Here is a 16,208-nt window from a genome sequence, read left to right as displayed (position 1 = left end):
TAATTGCGCCTCGGAAGCGTAGCTTTTTAGCTTCATTTTATTCAGAAATACGTGCTTTACTTTCGTACTCGTCACGTATCAGCTTCATCATCCTTGGATTGGCATCGATAACAAAGGCACCTATGTAACCACAATACTTGCAGTGGTAAAGACCTTCAGTCCCACCTGCTTCATAATAGAGTTCCGGACTGCCACATACAGGACAAACTTCTATCAAATTTTCATCTTCATCAGATTCCTGAATATCTGCCAGTTCAATATCATTATTGTCTTCCACAATAGCATCTCCTTTAGATTCCCCACGTGACATGTACCGACAATACAATATGGAAATTCAAACGATATGAAAGTATCTGATACTGATAAGTGTGCGTTGAGATATTCATCATTTTTACAATTCATGAAAACTAAACAGATAATTCCGGTGGATACGGACAGAAAAGTGTCTGTTTTGAAAGATATTCAACATCATATTTTTCTGCCATTACCATGAACCATTGCCTTAATTCGAATATCAAAGATCCATCTGTCCTTAGCTTTTGTAATTGCTGCATGAACCAGAACTTTTCACCGGCACTTAAATGTCGTGAAAAATAACCGAATGAATGCATTAAAGCATTGATAACATGACCACTTTGAGGAGTCTCTGAGATAATCTGCGTCAAAAGTTTACTGTAATCCTCATACACTTTCTCAACCGGGAGATTATCCCTGTTAGCTATAATATTTCCCATCGCTGTCATTGTACGCTTTTCATAAGCCATGAAAAGCAACTTGTTTGCAGTATGAAACTGCACCAGTGAATGATGTTTGCATGAAACGGATGCATCCCTGAAAGATGCCAGAACAAATACCTGCGTAAGAAAATGGTCCCTCTTCATCGGGTCTTTAAATTGTTCCTCATCTATGACAGGAATTTCCGGGTACCTATGAACTACTGTTTCTGCAAAGAATCCGTTCCCTTCATGATGAGTGTACTCTTCAGTCTCAGTATCAGGAAATACTTTAGTAGTACCAATTCCGCATGAAGGTGATTTAGATTTGAGTATGAAACCATCAAAATCATCCAGTTTTTCAAGGTAGAACCTTGAAAATGATGTCATCTTATCAGTCAAATCAATTCCTGTTGCCGGTTGTATCAGTTTCCTGTTACTGACATCAGCTTCGGTATCTTCAACTATGAGTATAGGTTCTCTGGGAATCCCAAGTCCGATATCATACTCAGGACACACATCAATAAGTTCAACAAATGGTTTCATGGCTTCTGCTAAAGGAAATGAAACTATTTGCCCATCATAGCGACAGTTATCAAAACCAAGACATCTGCTAATAACAATTATAGGGCGTGAAAAACTGCATTTGGGATGAGATTCCATATTAAGTAAAACAGTAAACTGGAAAAAAGACTTTTTGGATAAACTCAGTAATAAAAATGAAATTAAATGAAAAGGATTGAAAATCAATCCTTTCTCCTGTGAATTAATACTATTGATAGCATACAAACCATACCAACTAAAATGCTAAATCCAGGAGTACTGTTACTTTCTGTTTTTTCAACCAGTGAACCTGCTGTAGAACCTGTCTCTGCACCTTCATTCCCAACATCTGATGGTTCTTCAGGAGTAGATTGTAAAGGAGTTTCCTCAAGATCAGCAACTCCAGCATTCTGCTTATCAACTGTTTCGTCTTCAGAGGTTTCTTCCGGAGAAATAATTCTCAGAGAAGTACCAGTACTGCCACCAGATGATTTTTTACTGCTGCTTCCGGTAGAAGTTGTAACTGGGGTTACTATCTGCAAGTCAGTCTTTGCAGTATCTTTTACTGAAGTTGAGTTGATATTACCTGAAGTATCCACAGTCATGATGACTATCTCATAGACCGTATCCTGAACAAGTCCAGTTGCATTGAATGACTCAGTAGAAGTAATTCCTGAGATAGTACCGTCAATGTATACTATGCTGTGGTTGAAATCAAGATCTGCAGGATTAGTCCAGCTCCAGTTTATCCATGTATATCCAGTCTCTGATTCATTAAGACCGATTACGGACGCAGGTGCAGTACCATCAAGTGTTGTGGCAGTGTCATTGACCCAAATAGGTTTAACATTTCCAAGTACATCAACTGTTTTTATTCCTATTTCATATTTTGTTGAATCTGAAAGTCCTGTTGCATTGAAAGACTCTTCACTGGTATTGGTAAGAAAAACACCATCCAGATATACCATACTATGATTGAACATTGAATCAGAAGGATTGGTCCAGTTCCATACTATCCATTCAGTCCCAACAGCAGATTCATCCAAGCCGGAAACATCACCTATAGGTGCAAAACCTCCAAGAGGGAAATAATCTACATCTGCACCATAAACATAAGCTTCATCACAGATACCATCAGCATCAGCATCTATATGTGTCTGACTGAAGCCTGTTCCATCAGGTCTGCCCCAGTAGTTACCACCCATATATGAACCTCCGATAATGTTGACACCTGGACTTCTAGTTGTGTTCCAGATACTTACAGCACTTGCTGAGAAATGATTGTATCTGTTCATCAAATAATTGTTGTAGAAAAGATTGTTTGATATATACATATCATTAAAAACTATTCCGTAATCGGTATTGAAGGAAATATTGTTTCCTGTAATAGTATTATAAGAAGAAGTACCGTAGTAGCTTGAATCAATATAGACACCGTATTTGTTATTTGTGATAGTATTATCAGCGAACAAGTTATAGTTTGCATTCTTTATTATTATGCCATTACCAGTAAGATATCCACTGATAGTATTCTTCTCTATGGTTAAGTTGCGTCCTTCATAGGAATAAATACCATAAGAACCTCCGAGAAGTGTCCCATTGATATTAAAGCCTGTGATAGTCACATTACGTGCATAATTTGCATCGAAACCAGCTACCATCGTATCAACTTGATTAGCTGATTCAGACATTATTATGACATCTGTCTTATATTGAAGATCGACGATTTCCGAATAAATACCGGGTTTAACAAGAATGGTATCACCAGATGATACGGCTGTTGCCGCAGAACTGATTGATGTGTATGTTTCACCTGAGCCAACCGTTAGTGTCGCTGCAGAAGCGGAGCTTACGAATACTGCCATGAATATTCCAAAAATAAAAAGCGTCGCTACTGATTTTTGTAAATTATTGCAAAGAGTGTTTGTTTTTTGTTGTTTATTATATACCACCAAGATTACCTCCAACCAATTGGATAATCTAAAGCTGTTTTTTTAAAAAGAAATTCAGCCTAGATGTGCAACCATGCACAATTATATAAACATTTCTTTATTTACGCCGTTAACTTGCGAATATGAAAAGTTCATCATAATGAGGAAATAACAAAACAGAGTTGCAAGCTGACGATTAAGAAAAAAGAAAAATAAGAAAGGATTTTAGAATCCTTTCACTTATGTGTGTAATAAGCTACAACTTCATCGTCAACAGAATCGATACGGCAGAACCCGAATCTTTCAAACTGGACTATCTTATCAAGTTCTGTTGTAACTTGCTTTTCACCGATACCGATAAACTCTCCGTCAGGTGACATTACTTTTACAGTAACACCATCCATTGGAGCCCAGTGGATGATTCTCATCTTTTCCTTTTTCACGGACTCGATTGAATCTCCGATATGCTTTGCCTGCAGAGGTTCTGTGGAAGTTATCTCCACATTAAAAAGGTCCTTAAGTCTGAGTTTTGAACCGACCTGAAGTTTTTCAGTATCCTCACTGCAGATATACACCTTATCAGCAACTTCTATCTCACGGCATCCTCTGTCTTCTGTTGGATGTAGTGAAGGATTCACTGTGCATGGTTCTGTATCTGTGATTTCTATTTCAACCGGATCCCATACAAAGAAATACCTGTTTGCAATTGGGTCAACAAGCTTGCGGTTCTCTGCATAAAGTGTGTCCATACTGATGCTGACATCAGTTTCTCCGACACCCATTTCAATGAAGAACTTGCGAATAGCTTCAGGAAGAATACCTCTCCTGCGCATTGCACGGAGTGTTGGAAGACGTGGGTCGTCCCAACCAGAGTACTCACCATCTTCAATAGACTTACGCAATGCACTGGTACTAAATTTACCGAACTCGTGCATCTTCACACGACCCCAGTGAGTTGTTTTCGGATATTCCCAGCCTAGATAATTGTAGATATATGTCTGGCGTTTCTCACTGTCCATCAGGTCCTTACCCCTGATGATATGAGTCATGCCAAGTTCATGGTCTTCAATAGCACCTTCGAAATCAAGAAGAGGCCAGACACAGTACTTATCGTCGACTTCCGGACGTGGGTGAGGAACCTTAACGATCCTGAATGCTCCAAAATCACGAAGAGCAGGGTCTTTGTGAGTTATATCAGTCTTTATACGAAGGACAGCAGATTTCTCCTCATACTCCCCGGCAAGCATCTTATCCCAATGCATGAGGTTCTCTTGCGGACTTAGATCCCTGTGAGGACATGCTTCCTTTGCATCCTTGAATTTCTTGAAATCTGCACCGTCACAGAAACAGACATATGCTTTTCCCATCTCAATGAGTTTTCTGGCATAGTCATAATACATTGGAATCCTGTCGGACGCAATGACTACCTCATCAGGGTCAGCACCGAGCCATTTACAGTCATCTACATACCAGTCGTAAGCTTCCATCATCGGGCGCTTTGTCTGAGGGTCAGTGTCATCGAAACGTATGATGAACTTACCACCATATTTCTTCACGTATTCTGAATTGACAACGATACCACGGGTACTTCCAAGAGTTGGCGGACCATTGGGATTTGGTGCAAAACGCATAACGACCTGCTGTCCCTCTTCAACATCAAGTGCCTTAAGACCCTTATCAGGTTCCTTCTTTGTATTGAGCTCCTCTATGAGTTCAGGAGCAATAGCTTCAAGACGTGCCTGCCAATCTTCTGGAGTTTCCTTGGCAACTTCTGCAAGAACTTCCTGTATAACAGGTCCGACTTCCTTTGCCATTGGACGCAGGTGAGCACATTCGCCCATTACACGACCCATAACTGCACCTATCTGTGGTGCCTGGCCGTATTTTACAGCATTCTGCAATGCATATTTCTCTATGGTTTTTTTATCGTCGTCAGTTAAAGTCATTATAGATCTCCGGGAAACTCAAATGTGAGCGTTAAATATCAACTATTATTAAGTTTCATGAACCCGAATCGCTTCGGGACTGCAACTATCAATATAGTAGAGTGAATTATAAGAACTGAACTTAAAATATATGGTCAGATAAAGCTGACCTGTTAATTTCATTTAAAAAGAAGTACCTATCTTTTTTACTGCTTCAGCTTTATCAATAAGTTCATTGATGTTCTGTTCAAAATCAGAAAGGAAATCCTTAACTGAATCTCCTGCAACCGCACCGTGAGATGAGGGTTTAATCAGTTGTTCCTGTTCAAGCACACGCAAAGAATAGCGCACTTTATGTGTTGGCATTCCGGTTTCCTCTGCAAGTTTGAGTATACCGATTGGTCCTCTTTCAACAACTACTTTTAAAACTTCCAAATGACGTTGAGAAAGTTCCAGCTCTTTGTTAACCTGATCGAATAGCATTATGCAACCTCGTTGACCAAAATTCCTATTCCTTCAATTTCCACTTCAACAACATCTCCCGGATGAATTTCACCTACCCCGGGAGGAGTTCCTGTTGCAATAATATCACCAACCTCCAGAGTCATAACTCCTGAAATGAATTCCAGCAGATAAGGAACATCAAATATCAGGTTGCTGATGTTAGAGTCCTGTTTTACCTCGCCATTTACACGACTTACAATAGTAGCATTCTCAGGGTCAAAATCATCAACAGGTACTACAAAAGGGCCCACCGGCGCAAATGTATCGAAACTCTTAGACCTTGTCCATTGTCCGTCTTTCTTCTGCAGATCACGGGCGGTCACATCGTTAAAACAGGTAAAGCCTGCAATTACATCGTAAGCCCTGTCGTAAGTTATATTCCTGCATCTTTTTCCTATAACAACAGCAAGTTCTGCTTCATAATCTACATGTGTGCTTATTTTCGGGTACATTATCTTTCCGTGATTCCCGATAATAGCTGAAGGTGGTTTTATAAATAAAATCGGCTCTTCAGGGACAGACATACCAAGTTCGGTAGCATGGTCGTGATAATTCAAACCCACACATACAATCTTTGATGGATTTGAAGGTGGAAGTATTTCCAGTTCGGAGAGTTCGCACTCCATAAAAGAGCCTTCCATGGAAGTGACTTTATTTCCATTAACTTCTCCGTAAAATACATTACCGTTATACCTGAATCGTCCAAACATTAGTGGAACTGTTTTGTTTTCATTCTAGATAAGGATGAGTATTGAAATTACGTGGGAGCAGAGGTCTGAGCATAATATTTAAACAAACCAGCAGATTTGAAGCTGAATTGACATCAGCAAATTTTCAGTGATCCTTACAATAAGTGTAACTGGACTTAAGAAAATGTAATATATATTCATACAATTTTTTTAAATATAACGTACAATAGTATATGATATATATTAAATTCTAATAATTGTTAAATAATCTAATAACAATTTATATTTCATCTTCTGTTCACAAATTACAAACGGAAAAGAAAACATGCAATCAAAATCCACCAAGTTTCTCACACTGGCAACCGTTTTACTCTTTTTGTTCACTGGAGGATGTATTGATAATTCCAGTACGCCTAACAATACAAAAGAAACTATAGATAGTGTATCAATGCTGTCAACCAAAGAAGTGACTATTGATAAATCTGGAAGTAGGGAAATATCCTTCGGACAATACTACCATCTTGAACCGCTTGATGTTGAACTTCAGGCAGCACAATACAAATTTCCGCTTGATACACAGGACATAGCGAATTACGATGAATTCATCTCACATGTATCCCTCGATGAGAATGCTATTAAAAAAATTCAGAAAAATGGTTTTGTAGTTATGGAAAATCCCTTCGACCCGGAAGAAGAGATTATCACTGACATGTACGGAACACTTGAAGACAAGGACATCCCCATATTCATAACCTCAGACTCCCTGCTGCATTTATATCATATCCAGTTCGATGGAACACTGCGACGTATAGAGGAAAATGAGTTCTACAATACCATATGGGAAATAGACAACGAACTGCTCCAGAAATCCATAGAGGATTATGAAACGTCAACAGGAGAAACAAAAGAAGCGGCCAGAAGGAATATGGCGTATTTTGCAGTGGCGCTGAGTCTACTTGAGCCTGACGTTGAACAACTTGCAGTCGATGAAGAAGAGGCCTTATTCTCAGGAGATGGAAAGCTTAGTCCTGAAGAAGCCAGAGAGTACACATTTGAAATCCCTTATGATGTGAAGGAGGAAGTGGAAACAGAACTCACACTCATAGAGGGACATGAAGGATTTGCTCTCTCACCCATATTCAACTATCAGGAAGATTATTCCCAGTATGTCCCACGAGGACACTACACCTACTCGGAAAAGCTTAAAAACTATTTCAAGGCAGTCATGTGGCACGGCCGTATGAGCATGTTGCTTAAGGGTGACCTGATAGAGTCTGCAGATCCTGACCGGGATGCCAGGATACAGACACGGAGTGCCAGCCTTATAGCTTCTCATCTGGAAAACGAAGCGCAACTTATGGAAAGCTGGGAAAAGATTTACACAGTAACCGCATTCTATGTTGGTTTTTCAGATGACCTGGGCCCATATGAGTACATAGAAGCCCTTAATTCTGTAATGGGAGGAAACGGAACAATAGAAGACCTTGATGTTGAAGCATTAAAGGCAGAACTTGCGATATACCAAAGTCCCGAAATATATGGCGGCACTGGGAATGTAATAATTGAGGGGACTGGCCCTGAAGAACTAGACAGGTTACTTGAAGACACAGAAGGATTCAGGTTTATGGGCCAGAGATTCACACCGGATTCCTATATGTTCCAGAATCTTGTATATCCTGCCGTAGATGACAGGTTCATGCCGAAAAGCCTTGATGTAATGGCACTTCTTGGTTCGGAAAGAGCTTACGAATATCTTGAAGCACAGGGAGACACTTCAAAGCCCGGATACACAGAACAGTACGAGAAACTCGAGACCGAATTCAATGCTTTCAATGATTCGGACTGGGCAAAGAACCTGTATTGGTCTCATCTCTATACACTGCAACCTCTTATGAAGGATTACGGTACAGGGTATCCAACTTTCATGCAAACAGAAGCATGGCAGGATAAGCAACTCACAACAAGTATGGCATCATGGACAGAACTTCGGCATGATACGATACTCTATGCTAAACAGAGCTATGAGACAAGATCAAGCCCTCCTCCCGGGCCAGAGACGAAAAGAGTTGTGGGTTATGTCGAGCCTGCACCGGAATTCTACAACAGGTTACTTGCCCTTACACGAATGACAAATAGCGATCTGGAGGAAATGGGAGTTCTTGATGCCTACTCCATCATTCGCCTGGAAAACCTGGAAGACGTACTTGAAAGACTGGTGAAGATCTCAGAAAAGGAATTGCAGAATGAAGAGCTCTCTGAGGAAGACTATGATTTTATTGAATCGTTTGGGCAAGAGCTTGAAAATGTGATGGTTGGTGTTGAAAAAGAACACCAGAAGACCACAATCGTGGCAGACGTGCATACTGACTCAGATTCAGGCAATGTGCTGGAAGAAGGTGTAGGATATGTGGATATGGTAGTCGTGGCCTATAAGTTACCCGATGGCAGGATTCTCATGGGTGCTGGTCCTGTAATGACATATTATGAGTTTGAGTATCCGATGTCTGAGAGACTTACTGATGAGTCATGGAGAGAGATACTTGAAAACTCTCCCCCTTCAAAAGCAGAGTGTACGAGCTCTTTTTCTGTATAGTCTATGTGAAAATGTTAGCAATCATCAGGTGAAAGAGAGATATTCAGGTACCGATGGAAACAGTGAATATAACGAAGAAGAAGCAAGGGCAAAAAGTTACTGGAACCAACTAAAAGAAGTTAAATTCAATCGAATGATGCCTAACTCTGGAAGCCATATCAAGATTATAATTGCTATCAATATGAGGTTTTCTACCGAGTTAAAAAAGAATGAAGATATCCTACAAACCGGATATCTCTTTTTATTTTGAACTCCTTTAACCTGCGACATACCAGTCTCAAAGTATCTTGGAGAGAATCAGGACAATTAGCATTGCTACAACGCCGACTGCCCAGAATTTGAGAGTTTCATTCAATGGTATCCTTATATCCACAAGATCAGCTCCTGAAATCGCAACTGGTTTAGAACCTGTTATGGTGCTGGAAGATGAATCATATCCTGCTGCCTGTCTTTTTGGTGCTTCAGGGACAGGAGGGACTGAAGCATCCACAGGTGTGCTTGCTGGAGCACTTGCAGGTTCAGACCTTATTGTTTCAGGTTCGGTTCTTCCAATTACATTTTCTTCTGCGGTGTAAGATGAAACAGGTTCCTGCGATGCCGGTGTGGATGGAGATGAAAATGTATCTTCCCTTTCTTCCTCTGGCTCGGGAGATGAGAATACAGATGGTTCATCTCTTTCGACAACTGAAGGGGAACCTGAGATCACATCATGTTCTTCTGGTTCTGATGTTGAAACTGAACCGCTTCCAAAAACGTTCTCTTCTGGTTCTTCGCGGGATTCATACCCGAAGTCCTGTGTGGTAAATGTTTCTGGTTCAGGTTCCGCATCGAGATCTTCGATGAGCTCTTCCTGTCCTTCAACATAATCTTCGTTTGCATATGAAGGGGAGCCGTTGTCAGGCTCATCACCTGAGATTACATTGCTAAATATTGATTCGTCACCAACAGGTGTCTGGTATGATGAAACACCCTCATCAGAAGGTTCTTCTGTTGTGACTGGCTCAGGTTCAGAAGGAATTTCTTCTTCCACTATTTGTTCTTCAATTACCGGTGCAGGAGTCTCAGGCTCTGAAACATTGTCCTCCACTAAAGGAGCTGAAGACGCACTGGCTGATGATCCGGCTGTAGCACCAATCAGACCCTGATAGTCCGGATCGACCTCTATAGCAAGATCAAAGCTTTTTTTGGCTTCCTCAAAACGTCCCATTTTTTCAAGAGCTTTTCCTTTCTTGAACCATGCTTCAGCACTGTAAGGATCGATATCCAGTGATTTAGTATAATATTCTACCTGTTTATCAACCGTTTTGGCTGAATCACCCATTTTTATCCAGTTCTCAGCAGCTTTCTGCTTTTTCTTTGATTTTACGTCATCTAACATTCCCATGTAAACACCTTTTTCAAACCGGAAAGTTTTCCGTAAGAATTGATATAATCAGTACCTTTAACCCAGTCACTAAATTGCTTATCTATTTAATAACTGTATTGCATTTTTAATGCATGTATGAAGTATATAAAAATATATGCATTTAATTAGTGACTCAATTGGTCCATAAAAAGTTCTTGTAGTATTGATGTAAGTATCATTCCTTTACTTTTTCATATTCAAAAGCCCACATAGGAAGGCCTTCTATTTCCACATGATCCAGATGTTCCATCTCATGTGCAGCATAAAATGCGGAAGGCCCGGAGAATGATACTGTTTTTTCAGTAGATTCTTTTATGAATATTTTCTGTTTTGCTGTGCTGATTGAAGCTACTATTATCCTTTCAGCCCTGAGTGTAACTGAATAAGGCCTTGTGACAAGGGAACGCTCTTCCTTCCCACCACATTTTTCCAGTCTGTGAACAATGCCTTCCTTTGATACCCATTCGGGATTCAGCAACAACCACACTTCTTCAATAGTATGGCCTGTTTTGCTTTCCTTATCGTAGTCAGTAAAGACCTTCATCACAGAGATGCTTTTCAGGTCATCTGTGGAATAGCTCCATGCACCGCCAACTTTCAAAGAAAGGATCATTGGATAAAATGCATCCCTGGGAAGGTCGAATTTTCCAAATATTGCTTCTTCCCTTGTACTGAATTTGAGGATGGCTTTCATGTCGTTGACCTTCATGTTTCAAAATATGATTTACTTTGAAGATAGATAAAATAGCTGCATTAAACTTTAAGGATCTCCTCAAGATTGAGTGGGTAATTTAATATTCTGTTCATCCAATCCATATTGGATGGACGATAAACTCTTGATTCAAATGGCTCTGGGAATAACCCCTCCATGGTATGTGAAAGACATTGATCTTAATGTTTCTAAGAAAAGAATGGATATTTATCTAGATTTTACCAAGGGAACGAAGTTCCCTTGCCCAGTTTGCAACAAACTGTGTGATCTCCATGATACCAAAGAAAAAGTATGGAGACACCTTGATTTCTTCCATCATGAAACATACATTCATGCACGAGTTCCCCGAACAAAGTGTGATGGAGATGATGTAAAACTTGTAGAAGTTCCATGGACAAGACAAAATACTGGATTTACATTATTTTTCGAAGCACTAATCGTTGCAATGTCCAAAGAAATGAGTGTTTCTTCAATTGCTGAATTGATCAATATTCATGAAAATTCTGTATGGATAATTCTAGCTCATTATGTTGAAGAAGCCAGAGCAAAGATGGATCTCTCTGAGTTAGATACTATTGGAGTAGATGAAATATCTGTCAAAAAAGGTCACAGCTATGTGACCTTGTTCTATGATCTAAATCAATCAAGAGTAATTCATATTGAAAATGGAAAGAAAAGAAGTGTTTTCAAGAACTTCAGGGAAGTTCTTTCCAGAAAAATAGACCCTGATAATATCAAGTATATTTCAATGGACATGTATCCTGCTTTTAGGGGTGGAGCAAGGGAATATTTCCCAAATGCTAAGATCGTTTACGATAAGTTCCATATTGTCAAAATGATGAATGATGCAATTGATAAGGTTCGAAGAAAGGAGTATCAAACAAATAAAGATCTGGGTAAAACGAGATTCATGTGGTTGAAAAATCCTGAAAATCTATCGGATAGGGAAATAGCTAAGATTCGATCAATCAAAGATTTGGATACTAAAACAGCAAAAGCTTACAGATTTAAGCTTGGACTTCAACGTCTGTGGGATATAAAAAATATAGAGGTAGCGAGGGAATATCTTGACAAATGGCATTATTGGGGAACACATAGCAACATCAAGGAAATTATCACATTGGCCAAGATGATTAAAAGAAATTCTCATGGGATATTGGAATCAATCAAACAAGGTATCAGCAACGGTGTTGTTGAAGGATTGAACAACAAAATTAAAACTGCTTTTAAGAGATCATATGGATTGAAGACTGAGAAGTGTAGGAATACAATGATATTCTTGATGGCGGGTAAACTTCGTTTACCCACACGATGTTAAAGAGAGCCAACTTTAATATATACATTCAAATATCTAATAATACTGAATAATCAAACCTGTAAGATGTAAACAATAATTGAAAGCTTATTGTAATTTACATTTGAAGGAGGATGGGGGTTGGAATAGTGTATACTAAATCATCACAATATAACTTGAATGATGTTTTGTTTATGCCTGACAGGAGTGGTGAAGAAAAGTTCTTCAAGAAAATTAAAAATTCGATGTTAAGCAGCTGCATGTCTGCAGAAGATATTATTACTCGCTATGGATTGGAATCAAATTGCTTCAGGATCTATATTCCATATTATTATTTCAGACTTAGTTACAGAGTCAAGGTGGAATATATAGCATACTACATAAAAACACGTTTTGTGTCAGAGTCTGTTAAAAAAAGAGATGAAAAAGGAAAAACAATAATAGTTAATGAAGTAAAACCCAGACATGAAAAGGATTTTTTTCAAAAAATCGGGACTTATCCGGGGAAAATTCAGCATAGTACTATTGCAACTGATCTGACATCTTCTATTGATAAGGACATCAATACCAGAGAAATAATATCATTTATTGTAAAGAATGAAGTTCCTTTTTCCGATATAAAATACTCCGGACAAAAATATGGAAACTTCAAGATGATTCCTTTTGGGTTTGAACCACATGAATTCAAAAATCAGTTTGATAATTATGTGGGAGAGAGATTGCTTGATGGAATTAAATTGCAAGGCGATGGACAAAGAGATGTGAATGTACAGGACTTTGTCTCTGAAAATTTAGAATGTCTTGGACTATATAATCCGTTCATGATATACACTTACAGATATAAAGATAAGCAATACGTTATTATTATGAACTGCTTCAATGGAAAAACATACAACAACGGAAAACCCAGAAACCTGAAAATGGATGGAAAACTGGCTTTAAACTTTGCAGGTATCTATGTAGCTGGAACAGGACTAATATTGTGTCTTATCGTTTTATATTCATTTGTAGTAGGGATGAATAACTCTGTAGACTGGATAAATGTGCTGGAAAATAAATTAACAATTCATATTGGTGATGCACTGTTTCTCCCAATATTGATAGGCAGTCTTTATGTGGGCTACGTAAAAAGCAGTATGAAAAGAGAAAAGTCAAAAATTGTAAATAAATACTGCAAGGAGAAAGGATTATTCTGAACAAAAAACTAAGTTTATATCCTACGACCTGTATAGAACTCATTCCTAACTACCGGAGCAGGCTTTATGAAAATTAGAATGGTTAAATGCAATGATATAGGAATCGATGGCTGTAACTATATGGCAATTGGAAATAGTCTTGATGAGGTTGAGCAGAATATGTTTGAGCATATTGATACTGAGCACAAGGATATACTCGATAATATGAGCGAGCATGAGATCCACCATCTTAAACACCGGGTTTCCACTTTTCTTGGAAGAAGCTGCGGTTGTGGCAAACACAAATAAAACTGTAGAATTTATTGTTTAATCAAATTGTCCTGGCATAGCAGAACTTTTGGACAGGTGCTGTACTGCCTTTCTTTTTTAATGAATACTTAAGATTATAGTATTTTTAATCTTCCATTGATTTGATATATGTTAAAATCCCATTTATTTATGGCAATACAATGATAATTCGGGGGTTGTATCTGAACATTGTATTCAGTATATTTACGAAAACTAAACAGTGGGAGTTATAATATGGATAAAATGAAAAAAGTCGGTCTTTTAGGAGCAGCAGCACTTATCGGTGCAGGACTTGCAGCACTTTCAGAAGAGAGAATCAGAGAGTTCGTTAAGGAAAAAGTTGATACCGGAAAATTAAGCAAGGAAGAAGGGAAGATCCTTGTTGATGACCTTATCAGCGAAACAAAAAGACAAAAACTCAGCCTGGAGAAAAATATTGTTGAAAAACTCCACGATACAGTTAAACTTGCTGACAAGGAACTGGACGAACTTACCGATAAGATAGATGAGCTGAAAATCCAGGAGCTTGAGACTGAACTTGAAAGAATGAAGAGTTTGAGGAAGGGGCAACAGTAAGTTGCTTCTTTGTATATTCAAAGCGATTACATTGTTCAATTTATACATGAAAAATTCTGGTCTGATTTAGTCAGGATAGTATAAAATATGGAAGAAAATGGAACACATGACAGACTTGCTGTACTGATTGATGCTGATAATGCTCAGCCTTCAATCATAGAAGGGTTGATGGATGAGATTGCGATATATGGTATTGCCAGTGTGAAGAGAATATATGGAGACTGGACATCTCCTAATCTGGTTTCATGGAAAGAGTCATTGCTTGACCATTCTATCCAGCCGATACAGCAATTTGCATATACCACAGGAAAAAATGCAACTGACAGTTCACTAATTATTGATGCCATGGATCTGCTTTACACAGAGAAACTGGACGGATTCTGCATTGTTTCAAGTGATAGTGACTTTACCCGCCTGTCCCAGAGAATTAGAGAATCTGGACTAAAAGTATACGGTTTCGGTGAAAAGAAAACACCTGTAGCTTTTATTTCAGCCTGTGACAAGTTCATCTATACTGAGAACCTGAGAAAAGAAGAAACGTCTGCATCTGAAGTTTCAACATCTTCAAAATCGGAAAAATCCAGTACGAATGAACTTAAAGGAGATTCAAAACTTGTGAACCACCTGAGAAATGCTGTTGAAGATTCTGCTGATGAGGAAGGATGGGCTTTCCTTGCAGAAGTCGGTGGAAACCTTATCAAGCGCAGCCCCGATTTTGATCCAAGGAACTATGGCTACAAAAAACTTGGAGAATTAGTTGAAGCCACAAGCCTCTTTGACATCGACAGAAGAACACATAGCGGTTCAGGAAAGAGTGTTTTAATATATGTGAAGGATAAGAGGAATAGAGGAAAGAAATAGTAATTTCGATTTCAAGTCTCATTTACCAAAATCCAATACCACAAAGGCATATACCTAACCTTCTTCCCCTCTATCTCATCCTCGCCAAACTTATCGGAAGTGATTATTAATCCTTCATTCGTTATGAAATTCTTCATGCCGGCGAGCAGACCGTTTATCTCACGTTCTTTTGTTTCGGGGTCTGAAAGATAGTAGCAGACCTGTATCAATTGAGTTGGTTCAGGACAAAATGAAGTTAATATAGACATCGAATATACTCGATAAAATCGCCAAATTTATCCAGTATAGTCGATAAAACAACGCCAATTTCACAAAACCTTACTTCTCCAATGAATCCATAAGTGCATAGTAATACTGTGCCTCATGAGTAGTATACAGATTGTACCAGGCTTGCAGAGTTTCAACAGAAAGTACATCGAGCGCTCTTAAGACCTCACGTGTAAACTCCAGTGGAGCAACACCGGTAGCGGTAATTACATTATCGCCAATAACAGAAGGTTCATTACGATAAAACTTTTCACCAGTGTAATTCGGACAAACTGCCTTTAAAAACTCGAGGTCATTGCTTGTATGTGCTCTGCTATCAAGAATTCCTGCATTTGCAAGTCCCATTGTTGCACCACAAATAGCAGCAACCAGAACACCTGCATCCAGAAACTCTTTTACTTTACTTATGATAGGATCATGAATTGGTTCAAGCCACGTATCCCCACCGGGAAGGATCAATACACCTGCATCATCGATTGCTAATTCTTCAAGACTTATGTCAGGAACTATTCTTATTCCTCCCATTGTTACAACAGGTTCTTTTGTAATACCAACAGTTTTTACGGTGTACTTTTCTGCATCTTTTTTAAATGCACGAGCCGTATTCAGTTCAGCGATCAAAAAACCTGGCTCCCAGTCAGCCATTGTGTCAAGTAAGTACAGGTAAGCAATTTTAACCATAGAATATCTTTTGAGAATCAAAATATGAAA

16 protein-coding genes are annotated in these 16,208 nt (G+C 38.8%); 6 read left to right on the top strand and 10 right to left on the bottom strand.

Going from position 1 to position 16,208, the window contains the following annotated elements:
* Window positions 1–37: 37 nt before the first annotated feature.
* From V7O61_RS04135 to V7O61_RS04110, 6 genes are all read right to left on the bottom strand, one after another.
* Entirely contained in the window at window positions 38–310 is a 273-nt protein-coding gene (locus V7O61_RS04135) for a hypothetical protein (protein ID WP_023844305.1), read from the bottom strand.
* Between the two features lie 97 nt (window positions 311–407).
* Complete coding sequence (locus V7O61_RS04130; protein WP_407282637.1) at window positions 408–1,376, bottom strand: YbgA family protein; 969 nt, start codon at window positions 1,374–1,376, stop codon at window positions 408–410.
* Between the two features lie 83 nt (window positions 1,377–1,459).
* Window positions 1,460–3,121, bottom strand: a complete 1,662-nt coding sequence (locus V7O61_RS04125; RefSeq protein WP_407282638.1) for a NosD domain-containing protein — start codon at window positions 3,119–3,121, stop codon at window positions 1,460–1,462.
* Window positions 3,122–3,423: 302 nt separating this feature from the next.
* Window positions 3,424–5,133, bottom strand: a complete 1,710-nt coding sequence (locus V7O61_RS04120; protein ID WP_407282639.1) for a glutamate--tRNA ligase — start codon at window positions 5,131–5,133, stop codon at window positions 3,424–3,426.
* 162 nt (window positions 5,134–5,295) lie between these two features.
* Window positions 5,296–5,595 carry a hypothetical protein gene (locus V7O61_RS04115; RefSeq protein ID WP_023844309.1) on the bottom strand — a complete coding sequence of 100 codons (300 nt, stop codon included), beginning with the start codon at window positions 5,593–5,595 and terminating at the stop codon, window positions 5,296–5,298.
* On the bottom strand, window positions 5,595–6,326 hold the full coding sequence (locus V7O61_RS04110; protein WP_023844310.1) for a fumarylacetoacetate hydrolase family protein: 732 nt from the start codon (window positions 6,324–6,326) through the stop codon (window positions 5,595–5,597). Before V7O61_RS04110 ends, V7O61_RS04115 begins: the two co-directional genes overlap by 1 nt.
* A gap of 304 nt (window positions 6,327–6,630) precedes the next feature.
* On the opposite strand from V7O61_RS04110, the gene V7O61_RS04105 reads away from it, so the two are divergent.
* Window positions 6,631–8,898 (top strand): DUF3160 domain-containing protein, encoded by a 2,268-nt coding sequence (locus V7O61_RS04105; protein WP_407282640.1) that lies wholly within the window; start codon window positions 6,631–6,633, stop codon window positions 8,896–8,898.
* A gap of 277 nt (window positions 8,899–9,175) precedes the next feature.
* On the opposite strand, the gene V7O61_RS04100 is transcribed toward V7O61_RS04105, so the two are convergent.
* Window positions 9,176–10,282, bottom strand: a complete 1,107-nt coding sequence (locus V7O61_RS04100) for a tetratricopeptide repeat protein (protein WP_407282641.1) — start codon at window positions 10,280–10,282, stop codon at window positions 9,176–9,178.
* Window positions 10,283–10,478: 196 nt separating this feature from the next.
* A complete protein-coding gene (locus tag V7O61_RS04095) occupies window positions 10,479–11,012 on the bottom strand; it encodes a RimK/LysX family protein (RefSeq protein WP_407282642.1) in 534 nt (177 codons plus the stop codon).
* 112 nt (window positions 11,013–11,124) lie between these two features.
* On the opposite strand from V7O61_RS04095, the gene V7O61_RS04090 reads away from it, so the two are divergent.
* The 5 genes from V7O61_RS04090 (at window position 11,125) to V7O61_RS04070 (ending at window position 15,230) form a co-directional block, all read left to right on the top strand.
* Complete coding sequence (locus V7O61_RS04090; protein WP_023843742.1) at window positions 11,125–12,333, top strand: ISL3 family transposase; 1,209 nt, start codon at window positions 11,125–11,127, stop codon at window positions 12,331–12,333.
* Between the two features lie 125 nt (window positions 12,334–12,458).
* The gene (locus tag V7O61_RS04085) at window positions 12,459–13,505 is read left to right on the top strand and encodes a hypothetical protein (RefSeq protein ID WP_407347444.1); all 1,047 of its coding nucleotides are present in this window, start codon (window positions 12,459–12,461) and stop codon (window positions 13,503–13,505) included.
* A gap of 66 nt (window positions 13,506–13,571) precedes the next feature.
* Window positions 13,572–13,793, top strand: a complete 222-nt coding sequence (locus V7O61_RS04080; RefSeq protein WP_407282644.1) for a DUF1059 domain-containing protein — start codon at window positions 13,572–13,574, stop codon at window positions 13,791–13,793.
* Between the two features lie 234 nt (window positions 13,794–14,027).
* Window positions 14,028–14,369, top strand: a complete 342-nt coding sequence (locus V7O61_RS04075) for a hypothetical protein (protein WP_407282645.1) — start codon at window positions 14,028–14,030, stop codon at window positions 14,367–14,369.
* Window positions 14,370–14,456: 87 nt separating this feature from the next.
* A complete protein-coding gene (locus V7O61_RS04070; protein WP_407282646.1) occupies window positions 14,457–15,230 on the top strand; it encodes an NYN domain-containing protein in 774 nt (257 codons plus the stop codon).
* Between the two features lie 11 nt (window positions 15,231–15,241).
* On the opposite strand, the gene V7O61_RS04065 is transcribed toward V7O61_RS04070, so the two are convergent.
* Window positions 15,242–15,478, bottom strand: coding sequence for a hypothetical protein (locus V7O61_RS04065; protein WP_407282647.1), 237 nt, complete (start codon window positions 15,476–15,478; stop codon window positions 15,242–15,244).
* Between the two features lie 70 nt (window positions 15,479–15,548).
* Entirely contained in the window at window positions 15,549–16,178 is a 630-nt protein-coding gene (locus tag V7O61_RS04060) for a type 1 glutamine amidotransferase family protein (protein WP_023844323.1), read from the bottom strand.
* Window positions 16,179–16,208: the final 30 nt, after the last annotated feature.

Origin of the sequence: Methanolobus sp. WCC1 (assembly GCF_045690315.1) — an archaeon.
GTDB classification, from domain to species: domain Archaea; phylum Halobacteriota; class Methanosarcinia; order Methanosarcinales; family Methanosarcinaceae; genus Methanolobus; species Methanolobus tindarius.
The sequence above is the reverse complement of the archived record's forward strand: the minus strand, read 5'-3'. Positions and strand labels throughout refer to the sequence as shown.